General features: G+C 69.9%; 21 protein-coding genes. 12 read left to right on the top strand and 9 right to left on the bottom strand.

All coding sequences use genetic code 11. The features are described from left to right. Positions 1–31: 31 nt before the first annotated feature. Entirely contained in the window at positions 32–1,705 is a 1,674-nt protein-coding gene (locus tag BJ998_RS36540) for a TolB-like translocation protein (RefSeq protein WP_184867853.1), read from the top strand. 52 nt (positions 1,706–1,757) lie between these two features. On the opposite strand, the gene BJ998_RS36545 is transcribed toward BJ998_RS36540, so the two are convergent. Further along, positions 1,758–2,810 carry a LacI family DNA-binding transcriptional regulator gene (locus BJ998_RS36545; protein WP_184867854.1) on the bottom strand — a complete coding sequence of 351 codons (1,053 nt, stop codon included), beginning with the start codon at positions 2,808–2,810 and terminating at the stop codon, positions 1,758–1,760. Positions 2,811–2,920: 110 nt separating this feature from the next. On the opposite strand from BJ998_RS36545, the gene BJ998_RS36550 reads away from it, so the two are divergent. The 8 genes from BJ998_RS36550 (at position 2,921) to BJ998_RS36585 (ending at position 11,609) form a co-directional block, all read left to right on the top strand. Continuing rightward, on the top strand, positions 2,921–4,591 hold the full coding sequence (locus BJ998_RS36550; RefSeq protein ID WP_312890494.1) for a right-handed parallel beta-helix repeat-containing protein: 1,671 nt from the start codon (positions 2,921–2,923) through the stop codon (positions 4,589–4,591). Positions 4,592–4,593: 2 nt separating this feature from the next. Next, on the top strand, positions 4,594–5,637 hold the full coding sequence (locus BJ998_RS36555; RefSeq protein WP_184867855.1) for a LacI family DNA-binding transcriptional regulator: 1,044 nt from the start codon (positions 4,594–4,596) through the stop codon (positions 5,635–5,637). A 77-nt stretch (positions 5,638–5,714) separates the two neighbouring features. Continuing rightward, positions 5,715–6,638, top strand: coding sequence for a carbohydrate ABC transporter permease (locus BJ998_RS36560; RefSeq protein WP_184867856.1), 924 nt, complete (start codon positions 5,715–5,717; stop codon positions 6,636–6,638). Then, positions 6,628–7,539, top strand: a complete 912-nt coding sequence (locus tag BJ998_RS36565) for a carbohydrate ABC transporter permease (RefSeq protein WP_184867857.1) — start codon at positions 6,628–6,630, stop codon at positions 7,537–7,539. Before BJ998_RS36560 ends, BJ998_RS36565 begins: the two co-directional genes overlap by 11 nt. Positions 7,540–7,560: 21 nt before the next feature. Continuing rightward, a complete protein-coding gene (locus tag BJ998_RS36570; protein ID WP_184867858.1) occupies positions 7,561–8,865 on the top strand; it encodes an ABC transporter substrate-binding protein in 1,305 nt (434 codons plus the stop codon). Positions 8,866–8,890: 25 nt separating this feature from the next. Continuing rightward, on the top strand, positions 8,891–9,997 hold the full coding sequence (locus BJ998_RS36575; RefSeq protein WP_184867859.1) for a Gfo/Idh/MocA family protein: 1,107 nt from the start codon (positions 8,891–8,893) through the stop codon (positions 9,995–9,997). Then, a complete protein-coding gene (locus tag BJ998_RS36580) occupies positions 9,994–10,881 on the top strand; it encodes a DUF6807 domain-containing protein (RefSeq protein ID WP_221338246.1) in 888 nt (295 codons plus the stop codon). The genes BJ998_RS36575 and BJ998_RS36580 overlap by 4 nt, the downstream gene beginning before the upstream one ends. Continuing rightward, positions 10,875–11,609: a cupin domain-containing protein gene (locus BJ998_RS36585; protein ID WP_184867861.1), complete on the top strand. Its 735-nt coding sequence runs from the start codon at positions 10,875–10,877 to the stop codon at positions 11,607–11,609. Before BJ998_RS36580 ends, BJ998_RS36585 begins: the two co-directional genes overlap by 7 nt. A gap of 67 nt (positions 11,610–11,676) precedes the next feature. Here BJ998_RS36585 and BJ998_RS36590 read toward each other — a convergent pair whose 3' ends face one another. The 5 genes from BJ998_RS36590 to BJ998_RS36610 are packed head-to-tail and all read right to left on the bottom strand — an operon-like array spanning position 11,677 to position 17,647. Then, a complete protein-coding gene (locus BJ998_RS36590; protein WP_184867862.1) occupies positions 11,677–12,690 on the bottom strand; it encodes a glycoside hydrolase family 5 protein in 1,014 nt (337 codons plus the stop codon). 11 nt (positions 12,691–12,701) lie between these two features. Further along, on the bottom strand, positions 12,702–14,453 hold the full coding sequence (locus BJ998_RS36595) for a glycoside hydrolase family 35 protein (protein ID WP_184867863.1): 1,752 nt from the start codon (positions 14,451–14,453) through the stop codon (positions 12,702–12,704). Positions 14,454–14,499: 46 nt separating this feature from the next. Further along, positions 14,500–15,831, bottom strand: a complete 1,332-nt coding sequence (locus BJ998_RS36600; protein ID WP_184867864.1) for an ABC transporter substrate-binding protein — start codon at positions 15,829–15,831, stop codon at positions 14,500–14,502. A gap of 29 nt (positions 15,832–15,860) precedes the next feature. Further along, a complete protein-coding gene (locus BJ998_RS36605; protein ID WP_184869169.1) occupies positions 15,861–16,670 on the bottom strand; it encodes a carbohydrate ABC transporter permease in 810 nt (269 codons plus the stop codon). Between the two features lie 59 nt (positions 16,671–16,729). Further along, entirely contained in the window at positions 16,730–17,647 is a 918-nt protein-coding gene (locus tag BJ998_RS36610; protein WP_184867865.1) for a carbohydrate ABC transporter permease, read from the bottom strand. Between the two features lie 160 nt (positions 17,648–17,807). Between BJ998_RS36610 and BJ998_RS36615 the strand changes: the two genes are divergently transcribed. Then, the gene (locus BJ998_RS36615; protein ID WP_184869170.1) at positions 17,808–18,794 is read left to right on the top strand and encodes a LacI family DNA-binding transcriptional regulator; all 987 of its coding nucleotides are present in this window, start codon (positions 17,808–17,810) and stop codon (positions 18,792–18,794) included. Between the two features lie 14 nt (positions 18,795–18,808). On the opposite strand, the gene BJ998_RS36620 is transcribed toward BJ998_RS36615, so the two are convergent. Further along, positions 18,809–19,744, bottom strand: a complete 936-nt coding sequence (locus BJ998_RS36620) for an acetoacetate decarboxylase family protein (protein ID WP_184867866.1) — start codon at positions 19,742–19,744, stop codon at positions 18,809–18,811. A 403-nt stretch (positions 19,745–20,147) separates the two neighbouring features. Between BJ998_RS36620 and BJ998_RS49635 the strand changes: the two genes are divergently transcribed. Together BJ998_RS49635 and BJ998_RS36630 are read left to right on the top strand one after the other, a co-directional pair. Further along, positions 20,148–20,420, top strand: coding sequence for an RICIN domain-containing protein (locus tag BJ998_RS49635; RefSeq protein ID WP_184867867.1), 273 nt, complete (start codon positions 20,148–20,150; stop codon positions 20,418–20,420). A 65-nt stretch (positions 20,421–20,485) separates the two neighbouring features. Then, positions 20,486–20,824 carry a hypothetical protein gene (locus BJ998_RS36630; RefSeq protein WP_184867868.1) on the top strand — a complete coding sequence of 113 codons (339 nt, stop codon included), beginning with the start codon at positions 20,486–20,488 and terminating at the stop codon, positions 20,822–20,824. 143 nt (positions 20,825–20,967) lie between these two features. On the opposite strand, the gene BJ998_RS36635 is transcribed toward BJ998_RS36630, so the two are convergent. Together BJ998_RS36635 and BJ998_RS36640 are read right to left on the bottom strand one after the other, a co-directional pair. Then, the gene (locus BJ998_RS36635) at positions 20,968–21,801 is read right to left on the bottom strand and encodes a hypothetical protein (protein WP_184867869.1); all 834 of its coding nucleotides are present in this window, start codon (positions 21,799–21,801) and stop codon (positions 20,968–20,970) included. Positions 21,802–21,891: 90 nt separating this feature from the next. Continuing rightward, a complete protein-coding gene (locus tag BJ998_RS36640; protein ID WP_184867870.1) occupies positions 21,892–22,371 on the bottom strand; it encodes a RidA family protein in 480 nt (159 codons plus the stop codon). Positions 22,372–22,375 lie beyond the last annotated feature (4 nt).

Raw genomic sequence — 22,375 nt, forward strand, 5'->3', positions numbered from 1 at the left:
GTCGGCAGCGGCGGGATCGTGCACCCGAGCGGTGAACCCACACGGCACCGGCTGCCTGTCGGCCGCGCGAACCTCGGTCGGTTCGCCGGGATTCTTCTGGGACCCGCACTACGTGCTGCTCGGAGTGACCTTCGCCGGCGCTCCGGCCGCGCCCGACCCGGCCAGCGTCTACAGTGGACAGCAAGTGCTGCTGGAGAAGACCGACGGCACCACCTTCCCCAACGGTGACGCGTGGAAGTGCATCACCTGCGGGGTGCCGGCGGCCAACGAACAGGGTGTCGACACCACCAGCTTCACCTATCCGCCGCCGCACGCCTTTCCCGGGGACCGTCGGGTCCTGGTCGGCAACGGCGTGCTGGACTGCGGCCCGTACCAGGTGTCCGATGCCCGCTGCACTCCGGGGAACACGCGCATCTATCCGATCGAACTGGGCGGCAAACCGCTGGGCGGCGCCATCGGCGGCGGACTCACCCGCGAGTGGCGGCTCAATCCCGACGGCGTGCACCTGGGATGGAACACGGAGGTCCCGGCCGGCGACTTCTTCGACGAGTTCGGCTCGATGGGCCGGCTGGTCTTCGACCAGGCCGGCCGGCGCTACGACCTGACCGACGTCAGCCTGCTGTTCAACCGGGCGCCCGACTACCAGCCGTACGTCGTCCGGCCCGGCAACGTGCTGACGTTCAACCCGGCCGGGATGGTCGGCGAGTTCCGCGGCTGGAGCGCCGACGGGCGGTCAGCCCTGGGCATACAGTCCTACGAGTCCGACAGCATCGACGCCTGGGAAACCTCGCTGGCCACCGGCGAATCGCGCCCGCTGACCCGGCACGCCGAGTACACCGACCCGATGTTCGCCTCGCCCGACGGCCGGTGGCTGATCGCCGAGGAGGTGCTGGACTCCGGCCGCCTGCACTTCATCTCCGGCATGCCCGGCATCCCGCCCGTCACGGACCAGTTGCCGTCCACGGCCTACGTCTCGGGCATCCGCAACAACGGCGAACGCCGGTTCTTCCTGCCCTACCTGGTCAATGCCGCGACCGGCGCGAGCGCGCAGGTCAACCCCGGCGCCGACCCGAACTGGAACGCCGGCGCCGACCCCGTCTGGCTCGCCGACAGCTCCGCGGTGGTGTGGGCCGAGAACCTGGTCACCGCGCCGGACTGCGGCGGCGCCCATCCGCTGCCGTGTCCGGTGTCCACCGAGCCGGGCGGACGCCACAGCCGGGTCATGATCGCGCGATTCCCGGCCCTGCCGGCGAGCACGCCGGTCCCGCCGGCGCCCGTGTCCGACGCGGTGCCGTGGGGCACGCCCTACACCGTGGGGCAACCGTTCCCGACGCGACCTCACCTGCCCGCGGGCACGTACTCGTTGCCCGGCGCCGTGTGCGGGACGGCGACGGTCGTGATCACTACCGACGACACGGACGCACTGATCACCCGTATCGAGGTCGGCTACACGGGCTTCGACAACGACGGCAGCGACATCATCAACGGCACCGAGAGCATCGCGCGGGACTCCGACTCCGCGATCAGCGCCGTGACCTGGCACGAGAACCTCACGCTGACCGGCAGGCACACCGGGGCGAAGGTGACCAGTCCGGACGGCCTGACCCTGTCGCCACAGGTGATGGACAGCGACTTCCAGGCCACCGGCACCATGACCACCACCATCGACGGCCAGGTATACACCCAACCCGGCAACGGCGACTGACCCCGTCGCCCTGCACTGGCGAAGGCGGGCTCACCGCCCCGGTGATTGTCCACTAAGGACTAATAACGGGCTCGCCCGTGCGTCGAGGGGTGCTGTCCCGCAGGACGACGTTCGTCGGCAGCCACACGACCTCGCCCTCGCCGCCTGCGGCCAGGGCGAGGTCGATCGCGTGCAGGCCCATGGCCCGCATGGGCACCTGGACGGTGGTCAGCGCCGGGTGCACGTCGGTGGCGGCGCTGATGTCGTCGAAGCCCGCGACGGCCAGATCGTGCCCGGGCACCAGGTTCGCGTCGCGCAGCGCTCGCATGGCACCTATCGCCATCACGTCGTTGACCGCGAACGCCAGTTCGACGTCGTCCGGGCCACGGTCGAGCAGGGTGGTCATGGCGGCGTGGCCGCCGTCCTCGGTGAAGTCGGCTTCGACCACGAACCGGTCGGCCACCGTGATCCCGGTGCGGGCGAGGCCGGCGACGAACCCCTCGAGGCGGTCACGGGAGGTGCGAAGGACGTCCGGCCCGCGCAGCACGGCGAAGCGCCGGTACCCGTGGGCGACCAGCGCGGCCGCGAGGTCCTCGGCGGCTTTGCGGTTGTCGATCGTGACGGTGCCGTACGGCAGGCCCGGCTGGCTCACCACGGCCACGCGCCCGCCCGCGGCCTCGTACGCGCGCAGTTCCTCGGCCAGGGCCTCCTGATCCTCGCCGATCCGGCTGCCGGCGAGAATGATCGCGTGTGGCCGGTGGCCCCGCAGTGTCGAGACGATCTCCAGCTCCCGGTCCGGCGACCGGTCGGTGACGGCCATGGTCACGGTCAGGCCGGCGGCCTCGGCGCCCTCGACGGCCCCGGCGGCGATGGCGGAGAAGTACGGGTCGGCGATGTCGTGCACGATCAGGGCGACCATCTTCGTCGACCCCCTGGCGGTGGCCTGCGCCGACAGGTTCGGCGTGTACCCGAGCTTCGCGGCCGCCCGCAGCACGGAAGCGAGCTTGTCCGCGCTGACGTTGCGGGTGCTGCCGTTGAGCGCACGCGACGCCGTGGCCGGGGAGACGCCGGCCTCGGCTGCGACATCCCGCAGGGTGGGGGAGGAGCCGGTGCGCTGCTCGGTCATGACGGGACGAACTCGTTTCACTCGATCCGCGCGGTTCTTGTGGAAGTCGACGATAGGTGGTGGAATACGTTTTCCGACAGTGGCCCCCACGATGAGGTGAGGAGCACCACGTGTTACGCGTCTTCAGGCAAGCTGGCCCCGGATTGCTCGCGGCGGCAGTGCTCGTCGCCTCGGCACAGGTCGTTCTCGCCGCACCGGCCGACGGCGTCACGGCCGGGGTGAGTTACTACGTGGATGCCTCGCAGGGCGACGACAACGCTTCCGGTGTGGACAGCACGCACGCGTGGCGCAGCCTCGCGCGGGTCAACCGGGCGACCTTCCACCCCGGGGACCAGATCCTGTTGCGGGCCGGCGGCCGGTGGAGCGGCCAGCTGTGGCCGAAGGGCTCCGGCGCGTCGGGTGCGCCCGTCACCATCGACCGGTACGGCGACGGCGCGAACCCCCGGATCGACGGCGGTGGCCTGGTCGACGACACCGTGCGCCTGTCCGACCAGGAGTTCTGGACGGTCCGGCACCTGGAGGTGACCAACCAGGCGCCCGCGACGGGCACGCCGGGGGCGAACCTCAAGGACCTGCGAGGCATCCACGTCACCGGTGACAACGGCCGGCAGCTGCACGGCTTCGTCGTCGACGGCGTCAACGTCCACGACGTCACCGGCGAGGTGAACTGGATCGGTGGCAGCACATCGGACGACGCGTCCGGAATCCACTTCAAGACGGGCTGGGACCGGTCGAAGCGGACCGGCGGCATCGTCTTCGACACCACGGTGGCGAACGTCGGCGCGCCCACGGCGACGCCGACGGTGCTCGACGACGTCACCATCCAGAACTCGGTCATCGTCAACACGTCGTTCGCCGGCATCTCGATCAAGCAGTACACCGGTGACGGCCCCGGCGCGGTGGCCACCGGCTGGGGGACCCGCACGAGCCCGACCGACGCCAGGTTCACCCCGCACAACAACGTGGTCATCCGGGGCAACTACATCAGCCAGGCGGGCACCGCCTACGGGTGCAACGGTGTGTACGTCACCGACGTCCGGCACGCGGTCGTCGAGCACAACGTCATCTACCGGGCCGGCACGTCCGGCATCGAGACCTACTTCGCCGACGATGTGACCATCCAGTCCAACGAGGTCGCCGAGACCACCCAGAAGGCGAAGGGCGCGGACTCCAACGGCATCGACGCCGACAAGGGCACCACCAAGGTCGTCGTCCAGTACAACTGGTCCCACGGCAACGGCGACGGCATCCTGCTGTGCCAGTTCTCGTTCGGTGACGTCGTGCTGCGCTACAACGCGATCGCGGGCAACACCAGGTACCAGGTCTACCTGCACTCCGACAAGGCCGCCAGGGCCAAGGTGCACAACAACACGATCTACGACGACCGCAGCAAGTACGCGATCTACGGCTACGGCACGTCCCTCACCTCGTCGTACGACATCACGGACAACATCATCTACTCCAAGGTGGCCGGGGCGTCCCTCACCACCAGTTCGACGGTCCGCTACGACAACAACCTGTACGGCGGCGCTTCCCTGCCGGTGCCCTCCGGTGACACGCACGCCGTCCGCGCGGATCCGCAGTTCACGGGGTCGCCGGACTGGACGGTGGGCACGCCGGACGCCGGGCCGCGGCTCACCGGGGCGTACGGTCTGCGGGTCCGTTCCGGCTCTCCTGCCATCAACAGGGGAGTCGCGATCAGCGACAACGGTGGCCGTGACTACGCGGGAACACCGCTGTACAACGGGAAGCCGGACATCGGCGCGTTCGAAGTGGGGTAGCGATGCCGCATCCGGCACGGGACACCGTGACGCTGCACGACGTGGCGGCCGCCGCGGGAGTGTCGCTCGCGACCGCGTCACGCGTGCTGGGGGGCAGTTCCCGGACCGTCGCGCCGGAGTTCAGGGAGCGTGTCCTGACCGCGGCCGAGCGGCTGCGCTACACGGCGGACGCGTCGGCGCGGGCGATGCGGGGAATGAGTGACTCGCTGGCCCTCGTGGCCGACGATCTCACCACGCCGTCGATGGCCATCGTGGTGTCCGCGATGGAGCGGGCGGCCAGCACCACCGGCACGTTCGTCACCGTCTCGGCGACCCGCGGCGATCCCGAACGCCAGCTGGAGACCATCCGCCGCGTTCGGGCGCTGCGACCGCGGGCGCTGGTGCTCACCTCCGGCCGGGTCGACGCCGACGCCCTGTCCGGCCGGCTGCTCGCGGAGCTGCGCGCCTACGAGCTCGACGGGGGACGGGTGGTGATCGTCGGCGACACCGACCTGCCGTTCCATTCGGTCGGTTTCGACAATCGCCAGGCCGCTCGGCGACTCGGCCACTTCGTGGCCGAGTCGGGGCACCGGCGGGTCGCGATCATCGCGGGCGCTCGCGGCCAGGCCGCCCCCGAGACCCGGACCGCCGGGTTCGTCGACGGCCTTCGGGCCGGCGGCGTCGCCGCGGCCGACGTCCGGATCGTGCACTGCGCGGTGAGCCGGGAGGGCGGATTCGAGGCTGTGCAACGGCTTGTCGCCGAAGGGTTGCGGGACACCGATGCCGTCCTGGCGGTCAACGACCTGCTCGCCGTGGGCGCGCTCCGCGCCCTGCGCGAGGCCGGGGTGGCCGTGCCGGACGACGTGTCGCTGACCGGCTTCGACGACATCGGGCTGGCGGTCAACGTGACGCCGAGGCTCACCACGGTGGCGCTGCCGCTCGCGTACGTCGGGACCGAGGCGATCCGGCTCGCGCTCGGCGAACCCGGCGCGGTCACCCACGTGACCGTCGAAGGGCGTCTGGTGGTTCGCGACAGCACCGGACAGCGAGCTGTCGAAGCCGGTTGATGCGCTCTTGACGGTGTGGGTGTTGCCGGCCACACTCCTGGAATGCGTTTTCCGAGTCTCGCAGAAGAGGGGGCGGCATGAGCACCCTCGGCGAACTCAGGGCGTTGCGCCGGCGCGGCGCGCGGTCCACGAAGCGCGACAACAAGGCCGCCTTCTGGTTCCTGCTGCCCTGGTTCGCCGGACTGCTGTTCATCACCCTCGGGCCGATCGCGGCGTCGTTCGGTCTCGGCTTCACCAAGTACAACCTGATCCAGCCGCCCCGGTTCATCGGGCTGGGCAACTTCGCCCGGATCCTCACCGACGAGCGGCTGCACAACGCGCTGGGCGTGACCTTCACCTACGTCCTGGTGTCCGTGCCCCTGCAGCTGGCGTGCGCGCTCGGCGTCGCCATGCTGCTGGACCGGGGCATGCGCGGGCTGGCCTTCTACCGCTCGGCGTTCTACCTGCCGTCGCTGCTCGGCACGAGTGTGGCGATCGCGGTGCTGTGGCGGCAGATCTTCGGCACCGAGGGGCTGGTCAACCAGCTGCTCGGCCTGGTGGGCATCACCGGGCAGGGGTGGATCTCCGACCCGAGTTCCGCGCTGTCCACGCTCATCGTGCTCAACGTGTGGACGTTCGGCGCGCCGATGGTCATCTTCCTGGCCGGCCTGCGGCAGATCCCCACGGTCTACTACGAGGCCGCGGCCATCGACGGCGCCGGCCGGTGGACCAGGTTCCGGCGGATCACGCTGCCGCTGCTGTCCCCGATCATCTTCTTCAACCTGGTGCTGCAGGTGATCCACGCGTTCCAGTCGTTCACCCAGGCCTTCGTGGTGTCCGGCGGCACCGGTGGCCCGGCCGACTCCACCATGGTCTACACGCTGTACCTGTACCAGCAGGGCTTCGGGCGCTTCGACATGGGCTACGCCTCGGCGCTGGCCTGGTTCCTGCTGCTGATCATCGCCGGAATCACCGGAATCAACTTCTGGGCGGCCAAGCACTGGGTGTTCTATGACGACTGACATCAGCAGCCCGCCGGCGACCGTTGTCCCGCCGTCGCGGCGGGAGCGGCCGCGGGCGCGTCGGCCGACCGTCCGAAGTGTCCTGCGGACCGCCGCCCGGCACGTCGGCCTGACGCTGTTCGCGGTGGTCATGCTGTACCCGGTGTTGTGGATGGTCGTCAGCTCGCTGCGGCCGAACGACGAGATCTTCCGCAGTCCCGGCCTCGCGCTGGACCACCTGCGGATCCAGAACTACGCCGACGGCTGGACCGCGCTGGCGTCGCCGTTCGGGCACTACCTGGTCAACTCGGCGATCGTCGTGCTCGGCTGCATCGTCGGCAACCTGGTGTCGTGCTCCATGGCGGCCTACGCCTTCGCGCGCCTGGAGTTCACCGGAAAGCGCTGGTGGTTCGGCATCATGCTGGGCACCATCATGCTGCCGATCCACGTGATCATCGTGCCGCAGTACATCCTGTTCTCGCAGCTGGGCTGGGTGAACACGTACCTGCCGCTGATCGTCCCCAAGCTGCTGGCCACCGACGCGTTCTTCGTCTTCCTGATGGTGCAGTTCATCCGCGGCCTGCCGCGCGAGCTGGACGAGGCGGCGCGCATCGACGGCTGCGGCCACCCCCGGATCTTCCTGCGCGTCATCCTGCCGCTGATGAAGCCGGCGCTGGCCACCACGACGATCTTCACGTTCATCTGGACCTGGAACGACTTCTTCAGCCAGCTGATCTACCTGACGGACCCGGACAAGTACACCGTTCCCGTCGCCCTGCGCTCGTTCGTCGACGCCACCGCGACCACCTCGTGGGGCTCGCTGTTCGCGATGAGCGTGCTGTCGCTGCTCCCGATCTTCCTGGCTTTCCTCGTCGGACAGCGCTACCTCGTCCGGGGGATCGCCACGACCGGGGGCAGGTAGCCCCGGAAAGGAACCAAGGCCATGCGCTCGAGACACGTCCACCGCGTCGCCTGGGCGGTCCTGCTGACGGTGATCGCGTCCCTGCTGGTCGCCTGCTCGTCCGGACCGGGCGGGGACGACGAGCTGTCGGCCGGGCCGGTGACGCTGCGCTTCACCTGGTGGGGCGCCGACGACCGGCACAAGCGGACCCAGCAGGTGATCGACCTGTTCCAGAAGAAGCACCCGAACATCACCGTGCGCGGGGAGTTCAAGGACTGGAACAGCTACTGGGACAGCCTCGCCACCACCGTCGCGGCCAACGACGCCCCGGACGTCATCCAGATGGACGAGCTCTATCTCGCTTCGTACGCCCAGCGCGGCGCGCTGCTGGACCTCAACACCGAGAAGAAGTACCTGAACACCGGCGACTTCGACGCCAAGGCACTGGCCACCGGCGCCGTCGACGGCCAGCAGTACGGGCTGCCCGTCGGGTTGGGCTCGTACGCGCTGGTGGCCAACACGGACCTGCTGGCCAAGTACAACATCCCGCTTCCCGACGACAACACCTGGTCGTGGGACGATCTGAAGAAGATCGGGGAGCAGGTGTCGAAGGCCGGCGGCGGCTCGGTGTGGGGTGTGCAGTCCCCGGGCTTCAGTGACACCGGCGGCCTGCAGATCTGGGCCCGCCAGGCGGGCGGGTCGCTGTTCGACGACAAGGGCAAGGTCACCATCCCGCCCGACGCCCTCACCCGCTACTTCTCGTACATCCTCGACCTGGCCCGCGACGGCGCCGCGCCGCCGCCCTCGATCACCATCGAGAAGGCCGACGGCACTCTCAACCAGACGGCGGTCGCCACCAACACCGCCGCGTTCGGCCTGTGCTGGAACACCCAGCTGACCGCGCTGTCCGCGGCCAGCGGCCAGAAGCTGAAGCTGCTCAAGCTGCCCGGTGAGGCCAAGGCGCACGCCGAGTACTACAAGCCGTCGATGTTCTGGTCGGTCTCGGCCCGGTCCAAGCATCCGGCGGAAGCCGCGCTGCTGCTGGACTTCCTGGCCAACGACGCGGACGCGGCGAAGGTCATGCTGACCGACCGCGGCGTTCCGGCCAACCTGAAGATCCGCGCGGCCATCGACGGCAGCCTGACGGACACCGACAAGGCGGCGGCCGACTACCTGAACCGGATCACGGTCAGCGACCCGCCCCGGGTCACCCCCAACGGCGCGAGCACCATCGAGACGATCCTCAAGCGGCACGTCGAGGACGTGTTGTTCGACCGGGCCAAGCCGGACCAGGCCGCCAAGGCGTTCATCACCGAGCTGCAGGCCGATGTCGACGCGGCCAGGTAGCTCCCCATCGGACGGAAGGAGCGCCATGCCGGCGCGGACCCACCGCACCGCGATCGTCGGGACCGGGGCGATCGCGAACGCCCACGCGGCGGCCGTGCGTGCGGCCGGCGATCGGGCAGACCTGGTCGCGGTCGTGGACATCGACCGCGACCGTGCCCGCGCGTTCGCCGACGAGCACGGTGTGCCCGGCGTCTACCCCAGCCTGACCGCGCTGCTGGCGGAAGAGGCCGTGGACCTGGTGCACCTGTGCACCCCGCCGCGGCAGCACGCGCCACTGGCGATCGAGTGCCTGGACGCGGGGGTAACCGTGCTGGTGGAGAAGCCACCGGCGCTGTCCCTGGCCGAGATGGACGAACTGGTGGCGGCGGAGCGCCGGTCCAACGCCCACGTGGCCACCGTCTTCCAGCACCGCTTCGGATCGGCCGCTGTGCGGCTGCGCCGGTTGACCGCGGCCGAACAGCTGGGCCGGCCGCTGCTGGCCACCTGCGCCACGCTGTGGTACCGGGACGACGACTACTTCGCCGTGCCGTGGCGGGGATCGTGGGACAGCGAGGGTGGCGGACCCACGATGGGGCACGGCATCCACCAGTTCGACCTGCTGCTGTCCGTGCTCGGTCCGTGGACGGAGGTCCGCGCGCTGGCCGCGCGGCAGGCCCGTGCCGTGCGGACCGAGGACGTGTCGATGGCGCTGGTGACCTTCGCGAGCGGGGCGGTCGCCACGGTCGTCAACTCCGTGGTCTCACCGAGGCAGACCTCCGCGTTGAGGTTCGACTACGAGCGCGCCACGGTGGAGGTGGAACACCTGTACGGGTACACGGAAGCGGACTGGACGGTGACCCCGGTGGAGGGCCACGAGGACGTCCTGTCGGGGTGGGCCGACGCCGAGCCGAGCCCGCCCAGCGGCCACCAATGGCAGATCCGGGCGGTTCTCGACGCGCTCGACCGCGGCGATCCGCCCCCGGTGACGTGTGCGGACGCGCGGAACACCATGGAGTTCATCGCCGCGCTCTACGCGTCCGCCTTCACCGGCCAGCCGGTCTATTGTGGACAGATCACCCCGGACAACCCGTTCTACCGGCGGATGGACGGGACGGGGGCGCCATGGGCGGACGTCATGGAGGCAGGCCGATGAAGCCGACGATCGTCCAGGCCGCCGACTTCCTGGCCGTGTGCGCCGGGGATGTGGAGATCTTCCGCTACGTGTGCCGGCCGGAGGTGTCGCCGTTCGAGGGGCCGAAGCCCTACCTGCACCCGGTGCGGACACTGGCGGGCGATGTCGTGACGGCCTATCGGCCGCATGACCACCGGTGGCACAAGGGAATCCAGATGACCGCCACGGACGTGTCCGGGCAGAACTTCTGGGGTGGCGTGACCTACGTGCGCGACCAGGGTTACGTCGAACTGCCGAACGTCGGCACCATGCGGCACCAGGATCTCGTCGTCGCCGACACGCCGTCGGACCGCGCCGGCTTCACGGAAAGGCTGGCTTGGCACACCCAGGCCGGCGAGCACTGGGTGGACGAGGTGCGGGAGTTCACCGTCCAGGACATCGACGGCGAGTCGTGGGCGCTGCGGTTCACCACCGAGCTGACGAACGTGCGCGGCGAGCCGCTGGTCTTCGGCAGCCCGACGACCAGCGGGCGGGAACTGGCCGGCTACACCGGGCTGTTCTGGCGCGGGCCGAGGGCGTTCACCGACGGCGAGATCATCGCGGCGGACGGCCAGGGCGGCCCGGAGATGATGGGCCAAGAAGCGGCGTGGCTGGCCTATGTCGGGCACCACGACGAGGTGGACCGCTCGTCCACCCTGGTGTTCATCGACCATCCCGACAACGGGGTCACGCGGTGGTTCGTGCGCGACACCCCCTTCCCGGCGGTGAACCCCTCGTTCGCCTTCTTCGACAAGCTCGACCTCGCGGCGGGGGAGCGCCTGCGGCTGCGTTACCGCCTCGTCGTCGCGGACGGCGCGTGGGACCGCGCCCGCATCGAGTCCTATGTGGAGGATCATCCGTGGTGACGCCGTTGCCGGGCGCGGTCGGTGTGTCGGGGCTGCAGGTCTACGACTGGCCGACGCCGGACGGGGTGTGCGGTGGATCGCCGCACGTCCACCTGACCTGTGCCGAGTGCTACGTGGTCGTCGACGGCGTCGGCCGGGTGCAGACGCTGACCCGTCGCGGCTTCGCCGAGACGCCGCTGCGCGCCGGGACGGTGGCCTGGTTCACGCCGGGCACGATCCACCGCCTGGTCAACCAGAACGGCTTGCGGATCGTGGTGATCATGCAGAACAGCGGCCTGCCGGAAGCCGGTGACGCGGTGTTCACGTTCCCGGCCGAGACGCTCGCGGACCCGAGTGCGTACGCCGAAGCCGCGTCACTGGCCGGCCGCGACGGCGTGGACGCCGGTGAGCAGGCCGCCCGGCGGCGGCGCGACCTCGCGATCGAGGGATTCATCGCACTGCGCAAGCGGATCGACGCGGGGGACCACGGTGCGCTCACCGAGTTCTACCGGGCGGCTGTCCGGTTGAAACATGGCTCGTTCGCCGACTGGGAACAGCGCTGGTGGGCCGGTGCGCTGGCTGCGGCGCACGAAACGGGACAGCACCTGACCAGGCTGGGCGACGGGGACCTCACCCACCTCACCGAGGCCGACATCCATGTCCTGGACCCACCGGCCGCGCAGCGACTCGGCATGTGCGGCCGCCTCGACGTCTACGATCCCTCGTCCGGAACGTCCCCGCACGACTGAGGTTCCGCCGGCTGTCGGCCCGTCGGGGTGGTGTCCGATCCCGGACACCACCCCGACGGGGCCGGGATTACCGCAGGCCCCAGGCCAGGGCGACGCGGCTCGCGCCGCTGGCGTTGGTGACGCTCAGGGACAGCGCGGTGCCGCTGCCGTGCAGCGCGGTGAGCGAGTAGGTGTCGCCGGTGCGCAGGCCCGGCCAGTACACCGAACCCATGTGCAGCTCACGCAGCCGGGTCGTCACCGACTGGATGTAGGCGATCTCGTTGGAGCCGTCGACCGGCCCGTTGTAGTTCAGCCCGGTGGTCATGCTCGCGCCGAACTCGTCCAGGATCGTGCGGTACGCGCAGGTCCCGAGGCGCTGGTCGAAGTCGGCGACCCACTGCTTCGGGTCGGTCCACGTGCTGTGCCAGAAGCCGTAGAAGTGCAGCGCGAGACGGGTGCCGTTGAGCCGGTTGTCCGCGCACACCGGCTTGACGTCGTCGGCGTAGCCGGTGCCGTCGACGATCACCCGCGAGCGCGGGACGTTCGGGTGGGCCGACAGCCAGGAGGCGACGATGCCGGTCCACTCCTGGCTGGTGTAGCCGAACGGCTCGTTCATCGGCTCGAAGTACACGTGGCCGTTGCTCGCGTACCTCGCCGTGATGCGCTGCCACATCGCGGTGAACGCGGCCGTGTCGTCGATCCGGCCGTCCTTGGCGTTCGGCGCCTCCCAGTAGCCCAGGATCACCTTGAAGCCCTTGGCGGTGGCCGCGTCGACGGCGCCGGTGTAGGAGTTCCAGAACCGGCCGTTCACGGTGGCCGGGTTCACCGGTAGTCGCACGGTGTTGGCCCCGAGCTCGGCCTGGAACTGGCCGATCACGGCACTGGCCTTGGCATAGGTGGTGGCGTAGCTGTCCGCTGTGGACAGACCGGACGGCACGACCTCGTCGGAGGCGTAGTTGTCGCGCGGATCGGCCCAGTTCACGCCGCGGAACTGGCTGATGGTGGCGGCGTCGGCGGCCGGGGCGGTGACGGCGGCCAGGCCCGCCACGCCCACGGCGCAGCAGACCGCCGCGACGAGCTTGCGGATGGGCGAAGAGTTCATCGTTGATCTCCTCAGGCTTCGGTGTGGCCGAGCAGCGCGTGCGGTGCGCAGCGGACCACGGGGTCGGGCATCGTGTCGAGTTCGAGCACGACGACGTCGTTGGCGCCGGCCCGGACCACGGGGGCGGGCACGTAGAGCGTTCGCTGCGGGCCGCGGCGCCAGTAGCGGCCGAGCAGGAACCCGTTGATCCACACCAGTCCCTTGCCCCAGACCGCGGTGTCGAGGAACAGGTCCGTCGACTCGGTGACCGTGAGCCGGCCCCGCACGAGCACAGGGCCGGCGAGCGGCCCGTTGGCCTCGGCGCCGTCGGTTGTCCCGCGATACCGGTCCGGCAGCGTGGCAGTGTCGATCGGCCGCACCTCCCAGTCGGTCAGCATCCGGCCGTGCAGGTGGACGCCGCCGATGACGCCCTTGGGCTCGCCGATCCGGGGCCCGTAGTCGACGCGACCGAGGTCTTCGATCAGCAGCGTCAACTCACCGGCGGTCAGGGGCAGCGCGATAGCCTGGTCGTGGTGCTCGCGCAGGAGTGTGCCGAGCCGCACGCCGTCGAGGAAAACCGTGACACGGTCCCGGATCTCGCCGAAGACGAGCACTCCCGGGCCCTCGCCGTCGATCCGGGTGCGGGCCAGCGCCAGCTGCGGAATCGGTGCGAGGTCGTCGAAAGCGGGCAGTTGGTCGTGTGTCTCCCACGCGCCCGGGGTTTCCAGCAGCGAGATCGGTTCGTGCAGGGAGGTGGACGGGGTCGGCAGGGGCCGCGCGGGTGGCGGCACGCTGTCGGGAACCTTGTGGTAGCGCGCGATGACGTCCCGGAACGCGTGGTACTTCGCGGTCGGGTTGCCGGCCTCGTCCAGCGGCGCGTCGTAGTCGTAGGACGTGACGATCGGCTGGTAGGTGCCCTTGTCGTTGGCGCCGTTGGTGAGGCCGAAGTTGGTGCCGCCGTGGAACATGTAGATGTTGACCGACGCCCCGGCCGCCAGCAGCGCGTCCAGTTCCGCCGCGGACTCCTCGACGGAGGTCGTGTGGTGGTGCGCGCCCCAGTGGTCGAACCAGCCGCACCAGAACTCGCTGCACATGAGCGGGCCGGTCGGCTGCTGGGCGCGCAGGACGGCCAGCCGCTCGGCGGCGCGAGACCCGAACGACGCCGTGCGGTGCAGCCCGTCGATGCTGCCGGCCGCCAGCATGTCGTCCAGCGGCTGGTCCACTGTGGTCAGTGGCACCGTGATGCCCGCCGCGCGGGTGTGCCGGGTGAGTTCGGCCAGGTAGCGCTGGTCGCTGCCGTACGCCCCGTACTCGTTCTCGATCTGGACCAGCAGGACCGGGCCGCCCCGGTCGACCTGATGCGGCACGACCACGCGGTACACCTGGTCCAGGTACTCGCGAACGGCGTCGAGGTACCTGGGCTCGTAGGCGCGGACGCCGACGTCGGGATCGCGGAGCAGCCACGTCGGCAACCCGCCGTTGTCCCACTCGGCGCAGATGTACGGGCCCGGCCGCACGATGGCGTGCATGCCCGCCTCGGCGACCAGCCGGAGGAACCGGTCCAGGTCCAGCCCGCCGTCGAGGTCGAACGTGCCGCGTTCGGGCGCGTGGGCGTTCCACGGCACGTACGTCTCGACGGTGTTCAGACCCATCCGGCGGGCCTTGTCGATCCGGTCCGCCCACAGGTCCGGGTGCACCCGGAAGTAGTGCAGCGCACCGGAGAGGATCCGGAACGGCCGGCCGTCGAGCAGGAAGTCGGCGTCGCCGATCGCGAACTCGGCCATGCGTGGTCGTGCCTCCAGGTCGCGGAGCTGTTCGAGTGGGGCCAGGTCAGCCCGCGCTGACGGTGAAGCCCTGCTGGTTGCCGTAGTCGACGAGCGCGGACTGCCACGCCTTCAGGCCGCCCTCGATGGGCGTGCCGTTGAGGTAGGACTTGCCGACGGTGTCGTTGTAGATGCTGTTGGCGTAGAGCTGGTAGGGCAGGTAGCTCCAGCCCTTGGCCACCGCGCCGCTGGCCGCGGTGAGCACCTGGTTGATCTTCTGGCCGCCGAAGTACGGGTCGGTGGCGTCCAGGAACGCCGGCGCGTTCAAATCGGCGGTGGTGGAGGGGAAGCCGCCGCTGGCGATGAAGGACTTGATGCCGTTGCCGTGGTTGAGCCAGCGCACGAACGCCGCGGCCAGCGTCGGGTTCTGGCTCTGCTTGAGCACCGACTGGGCGCTGCCGCCGTTCTCCGCGCTGACCGGCTGGCCGTCGTAGGTCGGCATCGGCGCGACCGCCCACTTGCCGCTGCCCGCCGCCACCGAGGACTTGAACACGCCGGGCATCCATGCGCCGGTGACCAGGGTGGCGATCGTGCCGTCACCGAGCTCGCGGTACCAGTCGTCGCTCCAGCCCTTGACCGTGGACAGCAGCTTGCCCTGGACCAGCTGGTCCCAGACCTTGGTCCACTTCTGCGCGCCGGCGTCGTTCAGGTTGATCTTGACGTTGCGACCGTCTGTGCTGAACGGGTGGCCGCCCGCCTGCCAGATCATGCTCGTGGTGAAGCCGGCGTCGCCGTTGTCGGAGGTGATGAACTTGGTCGGGTCGGCGGCGTGCAGCTTCTTGGCCGCGTCCAGGTACTCGTCCCAGGTCTTCGGCACGGCAATGCCGTACTTGTCGAAGTCCTCCTTGTTGTAGAACAGCGCCATCGGGCCGGAGTCCTGCGGCAGCCCGTACAGTCCGCTGCCGACGTTGACGCTGGTCCAGGTGGAGGGGGTGTAGTCCTTCTGGAACGTGCCGAAGCCGTACTGGTTGAGATCGACCAGCGAACCGGGCAGCGCGAACTGCGGCAGCGCCTGGTACTCGATCTGGGCGACGTCCGGACCACCGGAGCCGGCCTTCACCGCGTTCTGCAGCTTGGTGTACTCGTCGTTGCCGGTGCCGGCGTTGACCAGGTTGACCTTGACGTTCGGGTACTCCTGCTCGAAGGCGGCGACCTGCGCCTTGGCCGACGGGGTCCAGGTCCAGTAGGTGATCGTGCCGCCGGCCTTGAGCGCGGCGTCGACGGAGTCCTGGGTGCCGTTGGCCTTGGCGGCGTCCTGGCCGGGCGAGCCGCACGCGGTGGCGAGCGCGGCGGCCAGGGCCAGTGCGGCGACTGCTCTGTGGCGGCGGAGTGGTGCCATCGGAGTTTCCTTCGCGACGTGGTGACGGGTTACTGCTTGACGCTTCCCGCGGTCAGACCGGACTGCCAGAACCGTTGCAGGAAAAGGAAAGCGATCACGAGCGGGATGATGGTGAGCAGCGAACCGGTGATCACCAGGTGGTAGATCGGCTGCGCCCCGGCGCCGATCGCCTGCGCGCTCCACTGGTTGAGCCCGACCGTGAGCGGGAACCAGTTCGGGTCGCTGAGCATGATCAGCGGAAGGAAGTAGTTGTTCCAGGTGGACACCACCGCGAACAGCGCCACCGTCACGATGCCGGGGACCAGCTGCCGCAGCGTCACCGCGAGGAAGATACGGATCTCGCCGGCGCCGTCGATGCGGGCCGCCTCCATCATCTCGTCCGGGATCGCGTCGGTGGCGTACACCCAGATCAGGTAGAGGCCGAACGGGCTGATCAGGGACGGGATGATCACCGCCAGCGGCGTGTCGGTCAGCCCGAGCCGGCTGAACAACAGGAAGGTCGGCACCGCCAGCGCGGTGGCGGGCACCGCGATCGCGCCGAGCACCACGGCGAACACCGCCTGCCGACCGCGGAACCGGTACTTGGCCAGGCCGTAGCCGGCCGCCGTGGCCAGGATCGTCGCGCCGCCCGCGCCGACCACGACGTAGAGCAGGGTGTTGCCCAGCCAGCGCAGGAAGACCCCGTTGTCGTAGGTGAACGTCTGGCGGATGTTGTCGAACAGGGCGAAGACGCCGCCGAAGGACAGTCCGGGCGTGGACAGCAGGTCGGGCTGGGTCTTGGTGGCGCTGATCACCAGCCACACCAACGGAATCAGCGTGTAGAGGAGGTAGAGCGACATCACCGCGGTCAGCGTGCGGGAGCGGCGCGGTCGCAGCACCGAGATCGAGCTCGCCACCGTCACATCTCCTTCCGCTTGCCGCGCAGCTGCACGGCGTAGGCGATCACCGCAGTGATCACGCCCATGACGATGGCGACCGTGGCCGAGTAGTTGTACTGCTGGCCGCTGAAGGACAGGTAGTAGGCGTACATGTTCGGCGTGTAGTTGGTGGTGATCACGTTGGGCACCAGCACGCGGAGGATGTTCGGCTCGTTGAACAGCTGGAAGCTGCCGATGATCGAGAAGATGGTCGCGACCACGATCGCCCCGCGGACCGCCGGGAGCTTGACGCTGACGATCGTGCGCAGCGCGCCGGCGCCGTCGATGGCGGCGGCCTCGATCTGGTCCGGCGGCACGACCTTGAGCGCCGAGTAGAAGATCAGCATGTTGTAGCCGACGAACTCCCAGGTGACGATGTTGCCGATGGACGTGAGCGCCCAGTTGCCGGACAGCGGTTCCACCACGTCCCGGCCGAGCAGGTGGTTCAGGTCGGCGGCCAGCCCGAAGTGGTCGCCGTAGATGAAGCCCCACATCAGGACGGCGACCACGCCGGGCACCGCGTACGGCAGGAAGATCACGATCCGGAAGAAGCCGGCGGCGTGCAGGCGGGCGCTGTCGATGGCGAACGCCGCGACCAGGGCCAGCAGCAGCATGATCGGCACCTGCACGGCCAGGAAGAGCAGCACGCGCAGGAAGGCTTCCCAGAACTTGGCGTCGCCCAGCGCCTGGGTGTAGTTGCCGAGCCCGACGAACACCGTGCCGCCGAAGAAGGCCTGGTCGCGGAAGAGGCTCAGCCCGAAGGCGTAGACCAGCGGGGCCAGGAAGGTCAGCGCGAAGACCACCGCGAACGGCGCGACGAACAGCCAGCCGCGTCGGTGGTGACGCTGGGTGTGGGCCCGGCTGGCGCGCGGCGACGGGGGGTTCGCCGTGGACGTCATCGTCCCTCCGGTTCCGATGCCGAATCGTCGAGTCGGCGTGAATGTTTACGTCAACATGGGTGCCGGGAGGCTAACTTGTTGACGTAAACATGTCCATAGGTGCAACCGAGGAGACAGCGTGCGGCAGAGTCCGGGGCGGGGCGGCGGGCGCGGGCCGTCAATGGCCGACGTGGCGCGCGAGGCCGGGGTGTCCGGGCAGACCGTGTCGCGGGTGGCCAACGGCCGGTCCAACGTGGACGCCGACACCCGCGAGCGGGTGCTCGCCGCGATGCGGCGGGTCGGCTACCGGCCCAACAGCGCCGCCCGCGCCCTGCGCAACGGGCGGTTTCGCAGCATCGGCGTGATCATCTCGTCGCTGTCCACCTTCGGCAACAGCCGCACCCTGGACGCCATCGCCGCCGCCGTGGTCGACCACGACTTCTCCATCGTGCTGATGACCGTGCCGCGATCCACGCAGGGCGAGGTCACCGGGGCGTTCAGCCGGCTCAACGAGCAGGCCGTGGACGGCGTGATCATCCTGATCGAGCAGCATCAGCTGGACCGGAGCGAGATCGAGGTGCCGCAGGGGCTGCCCGTCGTCGTGATCGACTCCAACGCGCGGTACCCCTCGCCGGTGATCGACACCGACCAGGCCGAGGGGGCCGCCTCCGCCACCCGGCACCTGCTGGAGCTCGGGCACGCCACCGTGTGGCACATCGCCGGGCCGCCCCAGTCCTATGCGGCCGAGCGCCGGCTCCGGTCGTGGCAGGCGGTCCTGGAGGCGGCCGGCCGGACCGTGCCGCCCGTCCTCGTCGGCGACTGGTCCGCCGCGTCCGGCTACGAGCACGGCCGCCGGCTGGCCGCCGACCCCTCCGTCACCGCCGTCTTCGCCGCCAACGACCAGATGGCGCTGGGTCTCGTCCGCGCCCTGCACGAGGCCGGCCGCGACGTGCCCGGCGACGTCAGCGTCGTCGGGTTCGACGACATGGACGAAGCCGCCCACTTCTGGCCGCCGCTCACCACCGTGCGCCAGTCCTTCGACGCCGTCGGCCGCCACGCCGTCGCCGCCCTCGTCAGCGAGATCGCCGACGGCCGTCGGGAGTCCACCCTGATCCACGTCCCGACCGAACTCGTCGTCCGCGCCAGCACCGCACCCCCGCCGAAGTAGCGGGGTCGGCGGGGTCAGCCCGCGTCCGGTCCGGTGAGCATCTTCAGCGTGGTCACCGTGTACGACAGCGAACCGCGGAAACCGGCGCCGGTGCGCACGATCGTCAGGTCGGCCAGCTCCTCGCCGGGTGCGGCGAAGAAGTTCAGGGTGCTGGTGCCCGTCCAGTTGTTGCCGACCACCGGAGTGTCCAGAACGGACTGGGTCAGCTCGTGCACGTCGGGGTTGTCGTACTGGCCGGCGATCAGGCGCGGGAAGTGCCGCAGGTTCACGATCGGTCGGCCCAGCGCCGGCAGCGTCGAGGACGGCGACTGGAGGGTGATCTGCGCTTCGGCGAGCCGGCGCCCGGCGGCCGACAGGCTGGCGCCGAACTGGCCGCCCGGGCCGACGACCGGCGATGCCTGGCCCGGCACGGAGAACGCCCTCGTCTGCCGGATGGCGCCCAGCTTCTTCGGGAAGCCCTGGAACCAGCCCCTGGCCAGCGCCGCGTCGTTGTCCACCCAGATGAACGGGCACCACGCCACCGGCCGGCCCTGGAACTGGGCGTCCAGCAGCACCAGGAACTCGGAGTACTGGCTGCGCACCGGATCCAGGTATTCCTGGTGGGAACCGGAGAACTGCCAGTCGATGAACAACGCGTAGGCGTGGCCGGACGTGTTCGGGTCCGGCGTCAGGCCGGCGGGCAGCGCGGCCTCGGCGGCCGTGGGCGTCGTCCAGAACTCGACGCCGACCACGTCACCCGCGTAGTGCCACGGCGGCTCGGACACGATGTTCGCGGTGCCCTTGGCGCTGAGCGGCAGGCTGTAGCCGAGCAGCTTCTCCGTGGGTTGCGTGGTGGTCGCCGGATCGGCCGCCGCCGGCGACACGACCGCGGCCGTGGTGACCGCCGCGATGCCGCCGGCGATCAGGCTCCGTCTGCCGATCTCGCCCCGGCCCGTGTTCGCGTCGGACATGCGTTCCTCCTTGCGTGGATGGGATTTCGCGATACGCCGAAGCTACCGGCGATCACGGCCGGTCCCAGCGCCCGACGATCAAGACTGCGGTCACCGTTGCCCGAAAGGTCGAGGAGCAAGTTCACCGCGGCCCGCTCAACTGTCCTTTGTGGACCAACGTGTCATGTTGGCTCCGATTTGGTGGTGTCGGCTGCCCGAAAGGACGCACCCCTGTCCGGATGGGCGCAGCTGATGAGGACTTTCGCCGTGAGGCGAGCGTGTTCGGCGAACAAGAGAGATCATTCCGCAGGCTTCGTGACGGGCAAGGGCTGGTCCGTGGCCAGGGCGGTCATGCTCCAATGGAGTACGGCCTGCGCTTCACCACCCTCGTCCGGGACACCAGCGATGGCACCTGCGGCACTTCGTGGCCGCGACCGGTGGCTACCGGATCGTCAACGCCCGGTCCGGGCTCGCGCTCACCGACGGCGGCTCGATCACGCAGATGCCGTCCGGCGACGAAGCCGAGCAGGTCTGGTCGCTCGTCCCGCACGGTAGCCGGGACCTGGTCAGGAACGTGGGCACCGGGCGGTTCCTGACGAGATCGACACGCCGGACCAGTACTGGACGGTCCGTCGGATCAACAACTGAGCATTGTGGCGGCGGCGCGGACGGGCGCCGCCCGCCGTGGGGAAGCTGAGTAGAACCACCGATGCCCGGCCCGCTGTCCTGCGGCGAGGATTCCGCAGGACATCGGGAGGTCATATGTCCAACGAGGACGGGCGTGGCGGCGTGACGGTGAGATCGGCGGAGACGAGTTGGCGGGTGGCGGGGTTGTGCGCCGGGTTGGCGCTGGCGGAGGCCCTGTTCTTCACGTTCCTGGGGCACTTTCGGCATCCCCGCCCGCTGTGGGACTACGGGATGCCCTGGGTGCTGGCGCCCGCCGTTCCCGTGCCGGGAGCCCTGCTGGGCCTGCTCACCGGTCTGCGCCGCCCGGCCGGCGGCCGGGTCCTCGCCACCGTCTACGGCGCGTTCCTGGCCGGCGTCGTCCTGGCCGCCGCCTGCGGCGGGGTGATGCTGCTCGACCTCATGATGTCGGACTAGGCGCCTCGGCGATCCGATGGCGGGAACGAGTGACTCCGACCATCGCGGCCTCCGTATGACGTAGCGGACAGGGCAGGGGCCGGGAATCCTGCACCAGATTCCCGGCCCTGTTCCGTCGACCGCGGCTCAGCCGGATCGACGAGTCACGACAGCGAGATGACGGCGTTGTGGTCGCCGCCGGGCGTGACGCTGACGGTGAACAGGTGAGTCGTCGAGTTGTAGGACACCGCGCCGGCGGTCCCGTCGGTCGCGGTCACCTTCGGCGCCGACGGGGCGTAGCCGTGCAGGGTGACCGAGTGCTCGCCGGCCGCGAACGTGACGGTGGCGTGCACCGTGCCGTTGTCCGACAGCTGCGAGACTCGCTTGCCGCCCAGCGACACGAACTTGCCGGCGTCACCGAGGAAGGCGATGCCGGACTGGCCGACCGGCGCGACCACGTAGTACGAGCCGGAGCTGACCGTGTCGGTGAACGTGCCGCCGGCCGGCACGACCTTGCCGGCGCCGGTGAAGTAGTTGTACACGTACGCGCCGCCGCCCACGCCGAGGCTGTTCGGGCTGAAGCTGACCGACTGGGAGCCGTTGTTGCGGGCGTAGGCGAAGACGTAGCCGTCGCGCAGGCCATTGTGGTCGGTGTAGGTGCCGGCCACCATCGGCGCGCTCGAGTTCTGCGCGACCGCCGGGTACACGGAGTCCAGCGGCACCAGCGAGGCGTCCGGCTTGACGATCACGCCGTCCCCGCGCACCGTCTTGGCCAGGTTCGAGACGCTCTCCTTGCCGATCGCGTCGCCCACGCCGACCATGCCGCCGGACAGCGTGGACAGCACGAGGTTGTTGGTCTCGGTGCTCATGAACACGTCGCTCCACGGCCATTCACCCAGCGCGCTGGCCATCCGCGAGTCGAACAGGAACGTGTCCCACTTGCTCCGGTCGAAGCGGTCAGCGCTGACCCTCCCCAAGGAGACGTGGAACTTCTTCACCCAGTTCTGCCCGGGTAGGCTCGTCGAACGCCGTCTTGGTGGTGGCCACCGATGACGCCCGGCGGCGGTGGTGGCCAGCTTTGGTCTTTGTCAGGCGAACGCCACCTCGGCCTCGATCTCGACGGGCAGCGCGAACGGCAGCTCGGCCACGCCGATCGCCGAACGGGCGTGGCTGCCGGCCTCCGGGCCCCACAAGCGCAGGATCAGGTGGGAGAAACCGTTGACCACCGCGGGCGTCGCGGTGAAGCCGGGAGCCGCGTTCACCATGCCGAAAACGCGCAGCCATGCGGTGATTCGATCCAGATCACCCAGTTCCCGGCGCAGGCTCGACAGGATCGCCAGGCCGGTCGACTTCGCCGCTTCGTAGGCCTGCTCCTGGCTGACCTGGTCACCGACCTTGCCGAACGGGCCGGCGAGCGTGCCCTCCGGGGTCAGCGGCCCGTGCCCGGACACGAAGGCACGGCCACCGTGCACGCGTACCTGGGGAAACGGCAGGTCCACGTCCTTCGGCGGACGCATGGGCTCCGGGAGGGTGAGACCGAGTTCGGCCAGTCTGGCTTCGATGCGCATGGTC

This window comes from Kutzneria kofuensis, from assembly GCF_014203355.1.
Classification (GTDB): domain Bacteria; phylum Actinomycetota; class Actinomycetes; order Mycobacteriales; family Pseudonocardiaceae; genus Kutzneria; species Kutzneria kofuensis.

What these genes read in the sequence shown, in the direction of transcription:
- BJ998_RS36615 (WP_184869170.1), top strand. Translation starts at nt 17,808, where the DNA reads ATGGCCGACGTGGCGCGCGAGGCCGGGGTGTCCGGGCAGACCGTGTCG.
- BJ998_RS36570 (WP_184867858.1), top strand. Translation starts at nt 7,561, where the DNA reads ATGCGCTCGAGACACGTCCACCGCGTCGCCTGGGCGGTCCTGCTGACG.
- BJ998_RS36610 (WP_184867865.1), bottom strand. Translation starts at nt 17,647, where the DNA reads ATGACGTCCACGGCGAACCCCCCGTCGCCGCGCGCCAGCCGGGCCCAC.
- BJ998_RS36605 (WP_184869169.1), bottom strand. Translation starts at nt 16,670, where the DNA reads ATGTCGCTCTACCTCCTCTACACGCTGATTCCGTTGGTGTGGCTGGTG.
- BJ998_RS36565 (WP_184867857.1), top strand. Translation starts at nt 6,628, where the DNA reads ATGACGACTGACATCAGCAGCCCGCCGGCGACCGTTGTCCCGCCGTCG.
- BJ998_RS36560 (WP_184867856.1), top strand. Translation starts at nt 5,715, where the DNA reads ATGAGCACCCTCGGCGAACTCAGGGCGTTGCGCCGGCGCGGCGCGCGG.
- BJ998_RS36590 (WP_184867862.1), bottom strand. Translation starts at nt 12,690, where the DNA reads ATGAACTCTTCGCCCATCCGCAAGCTCGTCGCGGCGGTCTGCTGCGCC.
- BJ998_RS36545 (WP_184867854.1), bottom strand. Translation starts at nt 2,810, where the DNA reads ATGACCGAGCAGCGCACCGGCTCCTCCCCCACCCTGCGGGATGTCGCA.
- BJ998_RS36555 (WP_184867855.1), top strand. Translation starts at nt 4,594, where the DNA reads ATGCCGCATCCGGCACGGGACACCGTGACGCTGCACGACGTGGCGGCC.
- BJ998_RS36630 (WP_184867868.1), top strand. Translation starts at nt 20,486, where the DNA reads ATGTCCAACGAGGACGGGCGTGGCGGCGTGACGGTGAGATCGGCGGAG.
- BJ998_RS36600 (WP_184867864.1), bottom strand. Translation starts at nt 15,831, where the DNA reads ATGGCACCACTCCGCCGCCACAGAGCAGTCGCCGCACTGGCCCTGGCC.
- BJ998_RS36580 (WP_221338246.1), top strand. Translation starts at nt 9,994, where the DNA reads ATGAAGCCGACGATCGTCCAGGCCGCCGACTTCCTGGCCGTGTGCGCC.
- BJ998_RS36640 (WP_184867870.1), bottom strand. Translation starts at nt 22,371, where the DNA reads ATGCGCATCGAAGCCAGACTGGCCGAACTCGGTCTCACCCTCCCGGAG.
- BJ998_RS36575 (WP_184867859.1), top strand. Translation starts at nt 8,891, where the DNA reads ATGCCGGCGCGGACCCACCGCACCGCGATCGTCGGGACCGGGGCGATC.
- BJ998_RS36620 (WP_184867866.1), bottom strand. Translation starts at nt 19,744, where the DNA reads ATGTCCGACGCGAACACGGGCCGGGGCGAGATCGGCAGACGGAGCCTG.
- BJ998_RS36595 (WP_184867863.1), bottom strand. Translation starts at nt 14,453, where the DNA reads ATGGCCGAGTTCGCGATCGGCGACGCCGACTTCCTGCTCGACGGCCGG.